The 15,980-nt window shown below is 71.6% G+C and carries 15 protein-coding genes; 7 read left to right on the top strand and 8 right to left on the bottom strand.

All coding sequences use genetic code 11. From position 1 onward, the window contains the following. Nucleotides 1-13 precede the first annotated feature (13 nt). From BWR60_RS23545 to BWR60_RS23525, 5 genes are read right to left on the bottom strand one after another with little or no spacing between them, the layout of a single operon-like run. Entirely contained in the window at nt 14-859 is an 846-nt protein-coding gene (locus tag BWR60_RS23545; RefSeq protein ID WP_088153504.1) for a glycerophosphodiester phosphodiesterase, read from the bottom strand. Continuing rightward, on the bottom strand, nt 852-1,934 hold the full coding sequence (locus BWR60_RS23540) for an ABC transporter ATP-binding protein (RefSeq protein ID WP_088153502.1): 1,083 nt from the start codon (nt 1,932-1,934) through the stop codon (nt 852-854). The genes BWR60_RS23545 and BWR60_RS23540 overlap by 8 nt, the downstream gene beginning before the upstream one ends. Before the next feature lies 1 nt (nt 1,935). Continuing rightward, a complete protein-coding gene (locus BWR60_RS23535; RefSeq protein WP_088153500.1) occupies nt 1,936-2,754 on the bottom strand; it encodes an ABC transporter permease in 819 nt (272 codons plus the stop codon). Beyond that, nucleotides 2,751-3,632: an ABC transporter permease gene (locus BWR60_RS23530; protein WP_218823641.1), complete on the bottom strand. Its 882-nt coding sequence runs from the start codon at nt 3,630-3,632 to the stop codon at nt 2,751-2,753. Before BWR60_RS23530 ends, BWR60_RS23535 begins: the two co-directional genes overlap by 4 nt. After that, nucleotides 3,629-4,789: an extracellular solute-binding protein gene (locus tag BWR60_RS23525; protein WP_088153498.1), complete on the bottom strand. Its 1,161-nt coding sequence runs from the start codon at nt 4,787-4,789 to the stop codon at nt 3,629-3,631. Before BWR60_RS23525 ends, BWR60_RS23530 begins: the two co-directional genes overlap by 4 nt. A 224-nt stretch (nt 4,790-5,013) precedes the next feature. On the opposite strand from BWR60_RS23525, the gene BWR60_RS23520 reads away from it, so the two are divergent. Further along, nucleotides 5,014-6,231 carry a mandelate racemase/muconate lactonizing enzyme family protein gene (locus tag BWR60_RS23520; protein WP_088153496.1) on the top strand — a complete coding sequence of 406 codons (1,218 nt, stop codon included), beginning with the start codon at nt 5,014-5,016 and terminating at the stop codon, nt 6,229-6,231. Nucleotides 6,232-6,241: 10 nt separating this feature from the next. After that, complete coding sequence (locus tag BWR60_RS23515) at nt 6,242-7,855, top strand: GMC family oxidoreductase (RefSeq protein WP_088153494.1); 1,614 nt, start codon at nt 6,242-6,244, stop codon at nt 7,853-7,855. 153 nt (nt 7,856-8,008) lie between these two features. Here BWR60_RS23515 and pobA read toward each other — a convergent pair whose 3' ends face one another. Further along, nucleotides 8,009-9,175 (bottom strand): 4-hydroxybenzoate 3-monooxygenase, encoded by a 1,167-nt coding sequence (pobA, locus tag BWR60_RS23510; protein WP_088153492.1) that lies wholly within the window; start codon nt 9,173-9,175, stop codon nt 8,009-8,011. A 131-nt stretch (nt 9,176-9,306) separates the two neighbouring features. On the opposite strand from pobA, the gene BWR60_RS23505 reads away from it, so the two are divergent. Next, nucleotides 9,307-10,227: a helix-turn-helix domain-containing protein gene (locus BWR60_RS23505; protein WP_088153490.1), complete on the top strand. Its 921-nt coding sequence runs from the start codon at nt 9,307-9,309 to the stop codon at nt 10,225-10,227. 114 nt (nt 10,228-10,341) lie between these two features. Here BWR60_RS23505 and BWR60_RS23500 read toward each other — a convergent pair whose 3' ends face one another. Both BWR60_RS23500 and BWR60_RS23495 read right to left on the bottom strand, forming a co-directional pair. Beyond that, nucleotides 10,342-11,136, bottom strand: a complete 795-nt coding sequence (locus BWR60_RS23500; protein ID WP_088153488.1) for an SDR family NAD(P)-dependent oxidoreductase — start codon at nt 11,134-11,136, stop codon at nt 10,342-10,344. A 33-nt stretch (nt 11,137-11,169) separates the two neighbouring features. Next, nucleotides 11,170-11,883, bottom strand: a complete 714-nt coding sequence (locus tag BWR60_RS23495) for an SDR family oxidoreductase (protein WP_088153486.1) — start codon at nt 11,881-11,883, stop codon at nt 11,170-11,172. Nucleotides 11,884-12,001: 118 nt separating this feature from the next. On the opposite strand from BWR60_RS23495, the gene BWR60_RS23490 reads away from it, so the two are divergent. From BWR60_RS23490 to BWR60_RS23475, 4 genes are all read left to right on the top strand, one after another. Next, nucleotides 12,002-12,916: a LysR family transcriptional regulator gene (locus BWR60_RS23490; protein ID WP_088153484.1), complete on the top strand. Its 915-nt coding sequence runs from the start codon at nt 12,002-12,004 to the stop codon at nt 12,914-12,916. An 82-nt stretch (nt 12,917-12,998) separates the two neighbouring features. Then, nucleotides 12,999-14,063, top strand: a complete 1,065-nt coding sequence (locus BWR60_RS23485) for a dipeptidase (RefSeq protein WP_088153482.1) — start codon at nt 12,999-13,001, stop codon at nt 14,061-14,063. Between the two features lie 238 nt (nt 14,064-14,301). After that, on the top strand, nt 14,302-14,817 hold the full coding sequence (locus tag BWR60_RS23480; RefSeq protein ID WP_088153480.1) for a sigma-70 family RNA polymerase sigma factor: 516 nt from the start codon (nt 14,302-14,304) through the stop codon (nt 14,815-14,817). Nucleotides 14,818-14,885: 68 nt separating this feature from the next. Then, complete coding sequence (locus BWR60_RS23475; RefSeq protein WP_088153478.1) at nt 14,886-15,836, top strand: FecR family protein; 951 nt, start codon at nt 14,886-14,888, stop codon at nt 15,834-15,836. The last annotated feature ends 144 nt before the right edge of the window (nt 15,837-15,980 follow it).

Below are 15,980 nucleotides of genomic sequence, written 5' to 3'. Positions count from 1 at the left end.
CGATGGGTTCCGCCTAGGGTCGCTGTGCCGCCCCGAACATCGCCTCAAGCACGCCGGGGGCGTCGGTGGTGATCTGGTCGGCGCGCAGCGCCACCAGCCGGGCCAGCGCGGCCGCGGCGCCCGGATGGTCGGGGTTCAGGGTCCAGGCGTCGACCGTCCTGCCGGCGGCGTGGCAGGCGGCGATCAGGTCGACGCCCAGCGCGTCGGCGCGCAGCACGATCGGATATGACAGGTAGATCATCGCCGCCTCGGGCGCCCGGTCCAGCGCCGCGGCGATGAAGCGCCCGGCATCCGTGGCAGTGACCAGCGTCCCCAGCGTGTCGTCGTCGCAGGGGTCGAAGCCCAGGCGCAGCCCGGGCACCGCCGCGCCCAGGCGTCGCACCGCAGCCCAGTCGCCGCCGCTCAGGATGAAGCGGCCGGCCACCGGCGCCAGCGCGGCGCGGAAGGCGTCGACGCTGCGGCCGTCCAGCACCGCATCCGTCTCCTTGAGGTCGAGTTGGACCAGGGTGGCGGGATCGGCCCCGGCCGCCGCCAGCTCGGCCAGGTCCTCCAGCAGCAGCAGCCGCTCCCCGGCCGGCGTGCCGTCCTTGCCGCGCATCCACAGGGCGCGCAGGTCGGCGACGCCGGCGACCGCGACCGGGCCATGGCCGGTGGTCTCGCGGTCCAGCGTATCGTCATGCAGGCAGGCGAAGCCGCCATCGGCGCGGCGGCGCAGATCCACCTCCATCGATGTGCCCAGCGCCATGCCCTCGCGCAGCCGGGCCGGAGTGAAGGGGATGTCCTCGGGCCGGCGCTGCAGCCGGTGCCATTTCAGCCGGGTGGTATGGCCGTCGGCGATGATCGCGATGCCGTCAGGCATGGGCTTGCTCCGGTTTCCGGGCGGGTTCGGCCAGGGTCAGGTGGCGGGCCGGCTCGCCGGCGCGGAACACCGCGCAGCGGGCGGGGCGCAGCGTCACCGCGGCGCCCTCGGCGATGCCGTCGGCCCGGCCGAGCTGCAGCTTCAGCACGGCGCCGCCCCCGATGTCGACATCGGCCATCCGCACGGCGCCGAGATCGACCAGCCGGGCGACCCGGCCGGCCACGGTGTCGGGCGTGCCGGCGGGGACGGGAACCAGATCCTCCGGCCGCAGCGCCAGGGTGCAGGGGCCGTCGGGCAGGTCGCAGGGCGCCGCCAGGCCCTGCCAGCGCAGGCGGCCGGCCTCGACCCGCGCCCCGGCCAGGGTCATGGTGCCGATGAAGCCGGCGACGAACTCGGTCTCCGGCCGGGCATAGATCTCGCCGGGCCGGCCGACCTGCTCGATCCGCCCGTCCTTCATCACCACGATGCGGTCGGCCAGGGTCATCGCCTCCTCCTGGTCATGGGTGACGAAGACGGTGGTCAGGCCCAGCCGGCGCTGGATCGCCCGCACCTCCTCGCGCAGCCGCACCCGCAGATGGGCGTCGAGGGCGGAGAAGGGCTCGTCCATCAAGAGGATCTTCGGCTCCAGCACGACGCAGCGGGCGATGGCGACGCGCTGCTGCTGGCCGCCGGACAGCTGGCCGGGATAGCGGTTGCCGTAGCCGGCCAGCCCGACCAGCTCCAGCACGCCGTCGACCCGGCGGTCGACCTCGCCACGCGACAGCGGCCTGAGGCGTAGGCCGAAGGCGATGTTGCGGGACACGGTCATGTGCGGCCACAGCGCGTGGCTCTGGAACACCATGCCGGTCGGGCGGCGGTTCGGCGGCAGGGCACCGATATCGGCGCCGTCGATGGCGATCCGGCCGTCGCTCGGCGTCTCGAAGCCGCCGATCATGCGCAGCACGGTCGACTTGCCGCAGCCGGACGGGCCGAGCAGGCAGACCAGCTCGCCATCGCCGATGGCCAGCGACACCCGGTCGACCGCGGCGGTCTCGCCGAAGCGCTTGGTCAGGCGGTCGAGCGCGAGCGTGGCCATGCTAGGCTCCCAGCCCGCGCGCGATGGTGCGGGCGCTGAGGATGTTGCGCGCGAACAGGAGCGCGACGAAGGACGGGACCCAGAGCAGCACCGACAGCACCGCGCCGTACTGGATCACCAGCTGGTTGTTGATCAGCGAGATCATCAGGATCGGCATGGTCCGCACCGTCGGCGCGCCGATCAGCCAGGCGCCCTCGGTCTCGTAGAAGGTGCCGACGAAGCTCAGCAGCAGCGCCGCGGCGATGGCCGGGCCGGCCTGCGGCAGGGTGACGTGCCAGAAGGTGCGGAACGGGCCGGCGCCGACGTCCCGGGCCGCCTCCTCCAGCCTTCGGTCCACGTTCTGGAAGGCGGCGACCGGGATCCAGATCATGAACAGCAGCGTGTTCAGCACCTGGATGATGGCGACGCCGGCGAAGGTGCCGACCAGGCCGAGCTGCAGGAAGATGGCGGCGATGGCGACATAGAGGCCGAATTTCGGGAAGGCCTGGGTCGCCAGGAAGGACAGGAGGAGCAGCTGCTTGCCCGGGAAGTCCAGCCGGGCGAAGGCGTAGGCGGCGGGCAGGCAGATCGCGGCGGAGATGGCGGTGACGGTCACCGCCAGCGCCAGCGAGGTGCGCAGTGCCGACCAGACATCGGCCCGGGCCAGGGTCATGTCCCAGAAGCGCAGGCCCCATTGGGTCGGCAGCAGCGCCGGGTAGCGCCAGGCCTCGGCGAAGGCCCACAGGAACACGGTGGCGATCGGCACGATGATCGCCACCCCCAGCACCGTCGCCAGCAGCGGGCCGGGCAGGCGGCGGACGAGGCTCCGGGCGGCGGTCACGGCGCGCCCCGGGCACGCGACTTCGAGATGGCGCGGACATACAGCACGCCGACCGCGGCGCAGATCAGGAAGGTGACGACGGCCTGGGTCTGGGCGGCGATCGGGTCGCGCACGTCGCTGAAGGTGCGCTGCATGTACACGCCCATCATCTCCGGCGAGGCGGGGCCGAGCAGATAGGGCAGGGTGAAGGCGCCGAAGATGTTGAGGAATTCGAGCGCGAAGGCGATCAGCAGCGAGTTGCGGATCAGCGGCAGGACGATGCTGACCAGGATGCGGACCGGCCCGGCGCCGACGTCCCGCGCCGCTTCGATCGCCGGCAGCGGCACCTGGGCCAGGCCGGACAGCAGCACCAGCAGGGTCAGCGGCACGCCTTCCCACACCAGCCCGATCACCGGGCCCCAGGGGCCGAGATAGGGCGAGACATAGCCGCCGATGCCGAAGGCGGCGAGGATCGTGGCCAGCAGGCCGTTCGGCCCGATCGATCGGATCAGCGCATAGGCGACGATGATGCCGGGCACGAACAGCGGGAACACGGCGATGCCCTGCACCACCGCCGGCAGCCGCCCGGTGGCGAAGCGGAGGTACAGCGCCAGCGGCAGGCACAGGGCCAGCAGCAGCGCCGTCGCCACCGCCGTGGTCCACAGGGTGAAGCCGAGGTTGCGGCGGCTCTGCGGGTCGGCGAAGAAATCGGCGTAGTTCGCCAGCGACAGCACGCTGCGGCCGTCGACCTCGACCCGCAGCGTGGCCAGGATCGCGGACAGGGCCGGCACCAGCACCAGCGCCACGACCAGCAGCACCGGCGCGGCCACCAGCAGCAGGCCCAGGGCCTGCTGCCGGACCATGGTCGCGCGCAGGGACGGGGCGGCCCGTTCGGTCACTTCGCCCGGTCGATATTGGGGGCGACGTTGCGGTACCAGCCGTCATTCATCGCCGCCTCCCAGTCGCCGCCCGGATAGGTCGGGATCGATTTCGGGATCACCGCGGCGAACTGGTCCTTCAGCTCGGCCGGCAGCTTGGCCCAATCGACGCCCGGGAAGCCGCCCAGATCCTTGACGACCGAGACCTGGATCGCGTCGGTCAGCAGGAAGTCGGCCAGGGCCAGGGCGGCGTCCTTGTGCGCCGCATTGCTGGGCACGACCGCATCGGCGAAGCTGCCGCACAGGGCGAGATCCTGCAGCTGGAACAGCTTGATCGACGGCGGCAGCACGCCCTGCGCGATGCCCTGCAGCGCCTGGTCGGACCAGGCCGGGATCATCGACACCGCGCCGCTGGCCAGCAGCTGCAGCGTCGGGGTGTTGCCGGCGGCATAGGCGCCCTTCTCGTACAGCGACGGGGCCAGGTCGTTCAGCAGCGGCCAGGCCTTGGGCAGCCGCTCCTCCGCCGCCTGCTTCGAGTAGTTGGCGACCATGAACTGCGCCGGGTCGCGGCCATTGGCCTCGTGGATGGCGCGGACCACGAAGTTGCGGCCGGAGCCGCCCTTGTCCGGCCGGCCATAGATGAACTGGCCGGGATGGGCCTTGATCCAGGCGACCAGGCCGGGCCAGTCCTTCGGCACCTCGGCCTCGGCCACCTTGTCCGAATCATAGGCCAGCACGACCTGGGAGCCGCGATAGGGCAGGCCGTAGGGCGTCTCGACCGCCAGCGGGTTGACCCGGCCATAGCCGGGAACGGCGCCTGCGTCGAGGCGGATCCACAGCCCGGCCTCGATGCCGTCCTTGGGCAGGCGCGGGTCGTGCTGCTCGAAGAAATCGACCTGCGGGTCGGCGCCTGCCTTGAGCGCCGCCAACGCCCGGTCGGCGATCGCCACGACACCGCCGCTGCCGGCGCCGCGCGAGATCACGACATTGATCTCGAGATCGGGATGCGCGGCCTCGAAGGCGGGCTTCAGCGTGTTGGTCCACCAGTCCGACACATTGGCGTCGCTGGCGGTGTAGACGTCGATCCGCGTCGCGGCGGCGTAGGCCTGGCGCCGCGGCGCCAGGGCGATGGCGCCGGCGGCGACGCCGGCCGAAAGGATCTGACGGCGATGGATCATGCTGCCCCCCGAAGATTGGTCCGGTGTGGTCCCCCCGGATGCTGCCTTAGAGGCGGAGCATGACAGGGTGATGACAGACCGGCCACCCGCGTGTGACGGGCCGGGAGGCGACGTCGTTTGCACGGGATTTTCCGTCGCCGCCGGTCTGGATGGGGGAAGGCCGCCGATCCATCATGGCCGGGGCCGCGACGCGCCGGGCGCCGGCCCCAGCGAAAGGCCGCCGCATGAAGATCGCATCGCTCCAGACCCATGTCGTCGCCGTCCCGCCGCCGCATGTCGGCGGCATGTACTGGATCTTCGTGCAGCTGAAGACCGATGACGGCATCGAGGGCGTCGGCGAGATCTACTCGACCGCCTTCCACCCCCAGGCGATGGTGCCGCTGATCGCGGACGTCTTCCAGCGCCACCTGGAAGGCCACGACCCGCACCGGATCGAGCGGTTCTGGCGGTCGGCCTATTCCAGCGGCTTCACCCAGCGGCCCGACCCGACGATGATGGGCATCGTCTCGGGGCTGGAGATGGCCTGCTGGGACATCATCGGCAAGGCGGCCGGCCGGCCGGTCTATGACCTGCTCGGCGGGCTGGTGCACGAGAAGCTGCGCGCCTACACCTATCTCTACCCGAAGAATGCGGCCGGGGAGTTCGACTTCAACGACCCCGACCTGGCCGCCGAATGCGCCGTCGAGATGGTCAGGATGGGCTTCACCGGGGTGAAGTTCGATCCGGCCGGCCCCTACACCGCCTATTCCGGGCACCAGGTCTCGCTCGGCGTGATGGACCGCTGCGAGATTTTCTGCCGCAAGGTGCGCGAGGCGGTGGGCAGCAGCGCCGATATCCTGTTCGGCACCCACGGCCAGATGGTGCCGTCCTCGGCCATCCGCCTGGCCAAGCGGCTGGAGGCGTACGACCCGCTGTGGTTCGAGGAGCCGGTGCCGCCGGGGCAGGAGGCGGCGATGGCCGAGGTGGCGCGCGCCACCTCGATCCCGATCTCGACCGGCGAGCGGCTGTGCACGAAATACGAGTTCCAGCGGGTGCTGGAGCTCGGCGCCGCCTCGATCCTGCAGCCGGATATCGGCCGGGTCGGCGGCATCCTGGAGACCAAGAAGATCGCCGCGATGGCCGAGGCCTACTACGCCCAGCTGGCGCCGCATGTGTATTGCGGCCCGGTCGTTGCCGCCGCCAGCATCCAGGTCGGCGCCTGCTCGCCGAACTTCCTGATCCAGGAATCGATCCTCGACTATGGCGGCTTCCACGGCGAGATCCTGAAGACGCCGCTGGCCTTCGACGACGGCTACCTGATCCCGTCGCGCGAGCCGGGGCTCGGGGTGGAGCTGAACCTGGAGGTGGTGGCGAGGCACACGCCCTACACCGGCGACCGGCTGCATTTGCAGATGGCGCCCGAGCCCGCCGACGTGAAGCAGTTCGCCCCGGCGCGGGGGTGAGCGGCGCCTCATGACCCACGACTACGTCATCGTCGGCGCCGGCTCGGCCGGCTGCATCCTGGCGGCGCGGCTGAGCGAGAGCGGCCGGCACAGCGTGCTGCTGCTCGAAGCCGGCGGCCGCGACGATTCCTTCTGGTTCCGCATCCCGGTCGGCTACGCCCGCAGCTACACCAACCCGCGGGTCAACTGGATGTACTGGTCGGAGCCGGAGGCGGCGCTGGGCAACCGGCGAATCTACGTCCCGCGCGGCAAGGTGCAGGGCGGCTCCGGCTCGATCAACGCCATGGTGTTCGTGCGCGGCGCCGCGGCGGATTTCGACGACTGGGCGGCGGCCGGCAACCCCGACTGGGGCTATGACGATGTGCTGCCGGCCTTCCGCAAGCTGGAGACGCATGCCGGCGGTGCCTCGCCATGGCATGGCGGCGACGGGCCGATCCATGTCACGCCGATGCGCGGCGGCACCCATGCGGTGACCGACGCCTATCTCGCCGCCTGCCGCGAGCTGCAGCTGCCGGCCACCAGCGACTTCAACGGCGCCTCGATCGAGGGTGCCGGCGTCTATGACGTCAACACCCGCGACGGCCGGCGGTCGTCGTCGAGCGCCGAATATCTGCGCCCGGTGCTGGGCCGTCGCAACCTGACGGTCGAGCGCGACACCCTGGCCCTGCGGGTGGTGCTGGACGGCACCGGCCGCGCCACCGGCGTCGAGATCCGGCAGGGGGCGGAGACCCGGATCGTCACGGCCCGGCGCGAGGTGATCCTGGCCTGCGGCGCGGTCGACACGCCGAAGCTGCTGCAGCTCTCCGGCATCGGCGACGGCGCCCAGCTGGCCCAGGCCGGGGTGGCGGTTTCGCATCACCTGCCGGCGGTCGGCCGCAACCTGCAGGACCATCTCTGCGCCAGCTTCTACTACCGGTCACGGGTACCGACGCTGAACGGGATCTTCGGCAGCCCCTGGGGCCAGGCCCGGCTGGGGCTGCAATACCTGCTGACCCGCAAAGGCCCCTTCGCCATGAGCGTCAACCAGGCGGGCGGCTTCTTCCGCGGCGCGCCGGACGAGCCCCGGCCGAACATCCAGATGTATTTCAACCCGCTGTCCTACCGCATTCCGGACAGCCCGAAGGCCGGGCTGAAGCCGGAGCCCTATCCGGGCTTCCTGCTGGCCTTCAACTCCTGCCGGCCGACCAGCCGGGGCGAGATCGCCATCGCCTCGCCCGACCCGGCGGTGGCGGCGAAGATCCGGCCGAACTACCTGTCGACCGACCGCGACATCGCGGAGGTGCTGCAGGGCAGCCGGCTGGCCCGCCGGATCATGGCGGCGCCGAGCCTGGCCGCGATCACGGCGGAGGAGATGCCGCCCTCCGCCGGCGCCGAGAGCGACGACGCGGTGCTGGACTGGTTCCGGGCCAACAGCGGCTCGATCTACCATCTGTGCGGCAGCTGCGCGATGGGGCCGGATGCGGCGACCGCGGTGGTCGATGCAAGGCTGCGGGTGCACGGGCTGCGGGGCCTGCGCGTGGTCGACGCCTCGATCTTCCCCAACGTCACCGCCGGCAACATCAACGCCCCGACCATGATGGTGGCGGAGAAGGGCGCCGGGATGATCCTGGCGGATGCGGACTGAGGATTGGGGAGATACCCTCTCGCAACCGCCACCGTCGTCATTGCGAGCGCAGCGAAGCAATCCAGGGCGGTTTGGCGTGGCCCCTGGATTGCTTCGTCGGCTTCGCCTCCTCGCAATGACGGTGAGGGGGCGGAAAGGCGCTTCGGCAGCGCGTCACACGATCGGCAGCCCGACATAGTTCTCGGCCAGCACGGTCTGGGCGGCGCGGGAGTTGCGGATGTAGTCCAGTTCGGCCCGCTGCAGCCGGCGTTCCAGCGGGCCGGTGTCGGGGAAACGGTGGGTCAGGCCGGTGAACCACCAGGAGAAGCGCTCCGCCTTCCACACCCGGGCCAGGGCACGGACGGAGTAACCATCGATCCCGGCGGCCGAGTGATCGCGGTAATACTCCTCGAAGGCCTCGGCCAGCATGACCACGTCGGACACCGCCAGGTTCAGCCCCTTGGCGCCGGTCGGCGGCACGATGTGGGCGGCGTCGCCGGCCAGGAACAGCCGGCCGTGGCGCATCGGCTCGGACACGAAGCTGCGCAGCGGCGCGATGCTCTTCTCGAAGGACGGGCCGCGCACCACCGCCGCCTGCGGGCCCAGGCGCAGGCAGAGCTCATCCCAGAACCGGTCGTCCGGCCAGTCCTCGACCCGGTCGTCCAGCGGGCATTGCACATAGTAGCGGCTGCGTTGGGCCGACCGCATGCTGGCCAGGGCGAAGCCGCGCTCGTGGTTGGCGTAGATCAGCTCGTGATGCGCCGGCGGCACCTCGGCCAGCACGCCGAGCCAGCCGAAGGGGTAGACCCGCTCGAACTCCCGCCGCACGCCCTCCGGGATGCAGCCGCGGCTGACGCCGTGGAAGCCGTCGCAGCCGGCGATGAAGTCGCAGTCCAGGCGCTGCTCGGCGCCGTCCTGTCGCCAGGTGACGAAGGGGTGACCGGTGTCGATATCGTGCAGCGCCACGTCCCCGGCCTCGAACGCCACCCGCAGGCCGCGGTCCCCGGCGCCGTCGAACAGGTCGCGCATCACCTCCTGCTGGCCGTAGACGGTGATGCAGGACCCGGTCAGGGCCTGCATGTCGATGCGGAACATCTCGCCGTCGACCGCCAGGTTGGTGCCGGCATGGGGCAGGCCCTCGCGGCGCAGCCGGTCGGCGAGGCCGAGCCGGTCCAGCAGGTCGACCGTGCCCTGCTCCAGCACCCCGGCGCGGACCCGGCCCTCGACATAGTCGCGGCTGCGGCGCTCCAGCACCACGGCGTCGATGCCGGCGCGGTGCAGCAGATGGGCCAGGACCATGCCTGCTGGTCCGGCGCCGATGATCGCGATCTGGGTGCGCATGGGGCCCTCGCCTGTCGTTCCGGGAAGGCTAGGCGCGGCGGCGCGGAAAGCCATGGACGCGACCGCGTAAAACTTGGACATTTCTTCCCGGGCCGGCCGGGCGAGGCCGGCGCTCACAGGGCCATGCCGCCATGCAGACACCGACGATTCCCAGCTTCTTCCTCTATGGCGAGGCGCCGCGGACGGTCGATGACCGCTTCCTGCATCTGGAGGCATTGGAGGATCGCAGCCGGCCCAGCGACTGGACCATCGGGGCCCATTCCCACGTCAACCTGAACCATGTCTTCCACTTCACCCGCGGCGGCGGCGTGGTGCGGGCCGAGGGCCGGTCGATCCGGCTGCCGGCGCCCTGCCTGCTGCTGGTGCCGGCCGGGCTGGTGCACGGCTTCGACTTCGAGCCGGAGACGGTCGGCTCGGTCCTCACCGTGTCGGACGCCTATCTGCGCGAGCTGGTGCGGCGCGAGCCGGAGTTCCGGCCGCTCTTCGCCGCGCTGGCGGTGATCCCGGTCGCGGACCAGGGCTTCCTGCGCGCCAGCCTGGGCCGGCTGTCGCGCGAGCTGGCCTGGCTGGCGCCCGGCCGCGCCGCGGCGGTGGAGGCGCTGCTGGTCGGCATCCTGGTCGAGGTGCTGCGCCTGGCGCCGCAGGCCGGGGAGGGGGAGCGGGCGGCGCCCGGCCCGCAGGCGCTGCTGGTGGCCCGGTTCCGCGAGCGGATCGAGCAGCGCTACCGCGCCCATGACGAGGTCGAGGACTATGCCCGGGCCCTGGCGGTCAGCCCGAAGCAGCTCTGGGCCGCCTGCCGCCGGGTGGCCGGCGCGCCGCCGGCCCGGCTGATCCAGGACCGGCTGCTGCTCGAGGCCAAGCGCCTGCTGCTCTACACCAACGCTCCGGTGGCCGAGGCCGCCTATGCCCTCGGCTTCAACGACCCGGCCTATTTCTCCCGGCTGTTCACGAAGGAGACGGGCCGGTCGCCGCGCGACTTCCGCCGCGGCGGCGACGGCCAAACGCGGGCTCATGCCTTAAGTCAGAGCCCGTCCGAGATCGCGCTGGTGTGAGTCGGCTGGCGGTGGTTTCGAGAACCGGAGCGCAGCGCACGTTTGGTGCGTGAGCACCGGAAGCGGAGAAACCGCCGTCAGACGGCCGCACCAGTAGCGATATCGGGCGGGCTCTCAGGTCAGCGCATCGACCACGCCGCCATCCACCCGCAGGGCGGCGCCGTTGGTGGCGGCGGCCTGGGGCGAGACGGCGTAGACCACCATGTTGGCGACCTCCTCGGTCGTCGCCATGCGGCCGAGGATCGAGGTCGGGCGATGGGTGCGGACGAAGTCGGTCGCCGCGTCTTCGATCGACTTGCCCGACTCCTTCGCCACCTCGCGCAGGAACTCCCCGACGCCTTCGGTCATGGTCGGGCCCGGCAGCACCGAGTTGACGGTGACGCCGGTGCCGCGGGTCAGCTTGGCCAGGCCGCGGGCCAGGGAGATCTGCGCCGTCTTGGTGACCCCGTAATGCACCATCTCGGTCGGGATGTTCAGGCCGGATTCGGAGGAAATGAACACCACCCGGCCCCAGTTCCGCGCCAGCATGCCCTTCATGTAGGCGCGCGACAGGCGCACGCCGGACATGACGTTGACGTCGTAGATGTGGAGCCAGTCCTCGTCCGGGATGTCGAAGAACTCCTTCATCTCGAAGATGCCGACATTGTTCACCAGGATGTCGGCCTCCGGCACCGCCGCGACCAGCTCGGCGCAGCCGGCGGCGGTGGAGACGTCGGCCACCGCCGGGCGCAGCGTCGCGCCGGGCACGGCCTGGCCGATCCGCCCGATCGCCTCCGCCACCGCGGCGGGCTTGCGGCCGTTGACGATCACCTCCGCCCCGGCGGCCGCCAGCCCCTGGGCGATGGCGAAGCCGATGCCGGCGGTGGAGCCGGTGACGAGGGCGGACTTACCGGACAGGTCGATCTTCATGGGTGAGCTCCGTGAGGCGGAAAGGGCCGGCCGTCAGACCAGGGCGCTGCCGCCATGAATATAAACGGTGCTGCCGGTGGCGTAAGGGTTGGCGATGAAGGCCAGGATCTGGGTGGCGATATGCTCCGGCCGGCCGACCAGCCCGGCCGGCAGCGTTGCCGCAGCGCGGTCGTACATCGCCTGGCGCGCCTCGGCGGCCATGCGGTCGTAGAGCGGCGTCACCACCAGGCCGGGCGAGACCGCGTTGACCCGCACCGGCGCCAGCTCCAGCGCCAGGCCCTGGGCCAGCGCCTCCAGCCCGGCATTGATCGCGCCCTGGATCGCGGCGCCCTTGCGCGGCCGGATCGCCAGCACGCCGGTGACGAAGGTCAGCGACCCGCCGTCGCGGATCGGCGCGGCGCGAGCGACGCGGTAGGCGCCCCAGAACTTCGAGTTCATCGAGGCGAAGGCGTCGGCCAGCGGCAGCTCGCGCACCGCCGCCGCCTTGGTCTGGGCCGCGGTGACCACGACATGGTCGTAGACCGTGCCGCCGGCGAAGAAGGCCTCGACCGCGGCGTCCGAGGTGGTGTCGAGCACCCGGCCCTCGGCACCGGTTCCGATCGCCCCCACCGCCGCGTCGATCTTCTCCTGCGACCGCGAGGCCACGGTCACCGTAGCACCCAGCCTGGCGGCCGCCTGCGCCGTCGCCAGGCCGAGCCCGGAGCTGCCGCCCACCACCAGCACGCGCTGGCCTGAAAGATCGCCCATCGCCCGTCTCCTTCCATCGCCGCCGGCCCCTTCGGCCGGTCGTCGCGAAGATCTGGACCCTCCGCGTTCTGGAAATAATACTCGTCCGTGGAGAACCACTCTTTCCGGATCGTTGAGAATGGGTGCGATCGAGAACCTGGCCGATATCGCCGTCTTCGCCCGCATCGCCGCCGCCGGCAGCCTGTCGGGTGCGGCGCGGGAGCTCGGCCTGTCGCTGGCGGTGGTGTCGAAGCGGCTGGCGCGGCTGGAGGCGGCGCTCGGCGCCCGGCTGGTGCAGCGCACCACAAGGCGGCTCAGCCTGACGGAGGAGGGTGCTGCCTTCCACGAGCGGGCGCTGCGCATCCTGGCGGAGCTGGAGGCGGCGCAGGAGGCGGTGGGCGGCGACGGCCGGCCGCGCGGCCTGCTGCGGGTGACCACCACGGCCGCCTTCGCCCGCCGCTGGATCGCCCCGATCCTGGCCCGGTTCCAGGCGGATTGCCCGGAAGTGCGGGTGCAGGTGACCGCCACCGACGCGGTGCTGGACCTGGTGCGGGACGGCCTCGACATCGCCATCCGCCAGGCGGCGCTGCCCGACAGCACGCTGATGGCGCGGGAGCTGGCGCCGAACTGGCGGGTGGCCTGCGCCGCCCCCGACTATCTGGCCAGGCACGGCCGGCCGGAGACGCCGGCGGATCTGGCCGGCCACGCCTGCATCGTCTATGGCGACCCGCCGATGACGGAATGGAGCTTTGTCCGCCCGGGCGCGCCGCCGGTCGAGGTCGCCGTCTCCGGCGCGATCATGAGCAATGACGGCGAGGTGGCGCATGAGGCGGCGCTGGCCGGCGCCGGCATCGTGCTGAAGTCGATCTGGTACGTGGCCGGGGACCTGGCGGCCGGCCGGCTGGTCCGGGTGCTGGAGGGGTGGCAGTCGCCGGCCTCGCCGGTCCAGGCGGTGTTCCCCTCGGCCCGGCATTTGGCGCCGAAGACCCGCGCCTTCCTCGACGTGCTGGGCGCCGAGCTGCGCGTCGCCGCCCGGCGGCTGGGCGAGCCATGATGCCTTGCCAGGGTGCGCCGGGGCTGCTCAACTCGCGGACATCCGGCCGACCCGGCCGCGCTCCCGAGACGATGGACTCCTGATGACCGAGCCTGCGCTTACTCCTGTCTTCGACGGGCATAATGACGTCCTGCTGCGCCTCCTGAAGTCCCATGCCGCTTCGGCAGAGGCGGCTTTCATCGAGGGCACCGCGACCGGCCATCTCGACCTTCCGCGGGCGCGAAAAGGCGGCTTCGTCGGCGGCATGTTCGCGATCTTCCCGCCGCCGGTGCAGAACTCCGGCAGCCCGATCGACCGGATGAAGGGCGGCAGCTACACCGTGCCGCTGCCGGCGGAGTTGGGGCTGGCCGACGCCCAGGCCTCGACCATCGCCATGGCGTCGATCCTGCTGCGGCTGGAGCGGGCGGGGGGCCTCAGCGTCTGCCGCAGCGTCGGCGAGATCCGCGCCGCCATCGCCCGCGACTCGCTGGCCACGGTGTTCCACATCGAGGGCTGCGAGGCGATCGACACCGATTTCCGGATGCTCGACCTGCTCCATGCCGCCGGGCTGCGCTCGCTCGGCATCGTCTGGAGCCGGCCGAACGCCTTCGGCCATGGCGTGCCCTTCACCTTCCCGAGCACGCCGGACACGGGGCCTGGCCTGACCGATGCAGGGCGCGCGCTGGTGCGGGAATGCAATGACCGCCACATCCTGATCGACCTGTCGCATCTGAACGAGAAGGGCTTCTGGGACGTGGCGGAGCTGTCCTCGGCGCCGCTGGTCGCGACCCATTCCAACGCCCATTCGGTCTGCCCGCATGCCCGCAACCTGACCGACCGGCAGCTCGACGCGATCCGCGAGAGCCGCGGCATGGTCGGCCTCAACTTCGCCACCGCCTTCCTGCGACCGGACGGGTCGATGAACGCCGACACCGACCTGGAGGTCATGGTCCGGCACCTCGACGCGCTGATCGAGCGGCTGGGCGAGGACGGCGTCGGCATGGGCTCCGACTATGACGGCGCCACGGTGCCGGCGGCGATCAAGGACGTGGCCGGGCTGCCGCGGCTGTTCGAGGCGCTGCGCGCCCATGGCTACGATGACGCGCTGCTGCGCAAGCTCGGCACCGAGAACTGGTTCGGGGTGCTGGAACGGACCTGGGGGAACTGAGCCCATTTGATAATGCACCTGGTGCGGCCGTCTGATGGCGGTTTCTCCGCTTCCGGTGCTCACGCACCAACGTGCGCTGCGCTCCGGTTCTCGAAACCACCACCAGCCGACTCACACCAGCGCATTCTCAAACGGGCTCAGAAGCGAATGACCACGGGGGCTAAATCCGCAATTGCGAATGATTTGCATTTGAACTAAGGTCGCGCCGGTCTCGTTCCGGGGGTGAAATCAAGGTCGGATGGCCGAGCAGGACCGGTCCTCGCTGCTGGTGCTGCTGACGCACCATTACCAGGAGCTGCTGCGCCATCTGACCCGTCGGCTGGGCAGCCCCAGCGCGGCGGCAGACGTGGCCCAGGACACCTGGCTGCGGCTGCACCGGGCCGAGGCGGTGCCGGAGCTGCAGAACCCCCAGGCCTATCTGTTCCGCATCGCCGACAACCTCGCGAAAGACCGGCTGCGCAGCGACGCCGCCCGCGCCCGCACCCTGGCGCCGGCCGAGCTCGGCGACGACCGCCCCTGCGACGCGCCGGGCGCGGATGCGGTGCTGGACCACCGCCAGCGGCTGCAACTGCTGCAGCGGGCGGTGGCGGAGCTGCCGCCGAAATGCCGGGAGGTGTTCCTGCTGCACAAATTCAACGGGCTGAGCCATGGCGAGATCGCCGCGCGGCTCGGCATCTCGAAGAGCATGGTGGAGAAGCATGTGATGAAGGCCCTGGCCCATTGCCGCGACCGCATGCGCGACCTGCTCGACTGACGGAAGGTGAGGGAAGGGCCCGGCGGACTCGTCTTTGCTGACGGGCACCGCCGCGAACGACCGAAGACATGACCATGGATCTCCAGCCCGCCGCCCGGGATCAGGCATTAGAGTGGTTCGTCCGGATCCATTCCGGCGAGGCCTCGGCCGCCGACCGCGCCGCCTTCGAGGCCTGGCTGGCCACCGACCCGGCGCATGGCCGCGAGATCGATGCCCTGGCCGGGCTGTGGGCGGATCTCGGCCGCATCCCCGATCCGCGGCCCCGCGCGACATCACGGGCCAAGGCGCCGCTGTTCGGCCGGCGCCGGGTCCTGGCCGGCGGCCTGGCCTTCGCCGGGCTCGGCGGGGCGGTGGCGGTGACGGGGCTGCCGGCGGCCCTCACCAGCGACATCTGGACCGGCACCGGCGAGCTGCGCACGGTGATGCTGGAAGACGGCACGCGGGTCGATCTCGACGCCGGATCGGCCCTGTCGCTGGCCTTCTCGGACTCGCTGCGGCAGGTCTCGCTCGACCGCGGCCGGGCGCTGTTCACCGTGGCGAAGGATCCGGCGCGGCCGTTCCGCGTCGCCGCCGGGCCGGGTCGCAGCACCGCCCTCGGCACCCAGTTCGTGGTCCATCGCTGGGCCGGCGAGGTCACGGTGGCGGTGACGGAAAGCGCGGTGTCGGTCACCGCGCCAGGGGCCGACGGCGTGGCGGAGGCCCGGGTCGCCGCCGGCGAGCAGGTGTCCTACGGCCCCGCCGGGCTCGGCGCCGTGCGCCGGGCCGGGGGCCAGGCCGAGACTGCCTGGCGGCGCGGCAAGCTGGTGTTCGAGGACCGGCCGCTGCGCCAGGTGGTGGCGGAGCTCGGGCGCTATCGCAGCGGCACGGTGGCGATGACCGACGGCGCGCTGGCCGAGCTCAGGGTCAGTGGCATCTTCGACGTCTCCGACCCCGACGCGGCGCTCGACGCCATCACCCGCACCCTGCCGGTGCGCGTGGTGTCGCTGACCCGCTACCTGGTCGTGCTGCGGCCGGCCTGAACTTTTTTCGATCCGCGAGGTGAGGGGGCGGCAGGGCCGATCCGTCATCTCGGCGAGGGCGGCGCGATTGCGTCTCACTCCTAACTCGGACGCGACGCGTGGGACAATGATGCAGAGTGATCGGACGGCCTTGCCGGGCAGGGC

The sequence above is a fragment of the Inquilinus limosus genome (assembly GCF_002195995.1).
GTDB classification, from domain to species: domain Bacteria; phylum Pseudomonadota; class Alphaproteobacteria; order DSM-16000; family Inquilinaceae; genus Inquilinus; species Inquilinus limosus_C.
The sequence above is the reverse complement of the archived record's forward strand: the minus strand, read 5'-3'. Positions and strand labels throughout refer to the sequence as shown.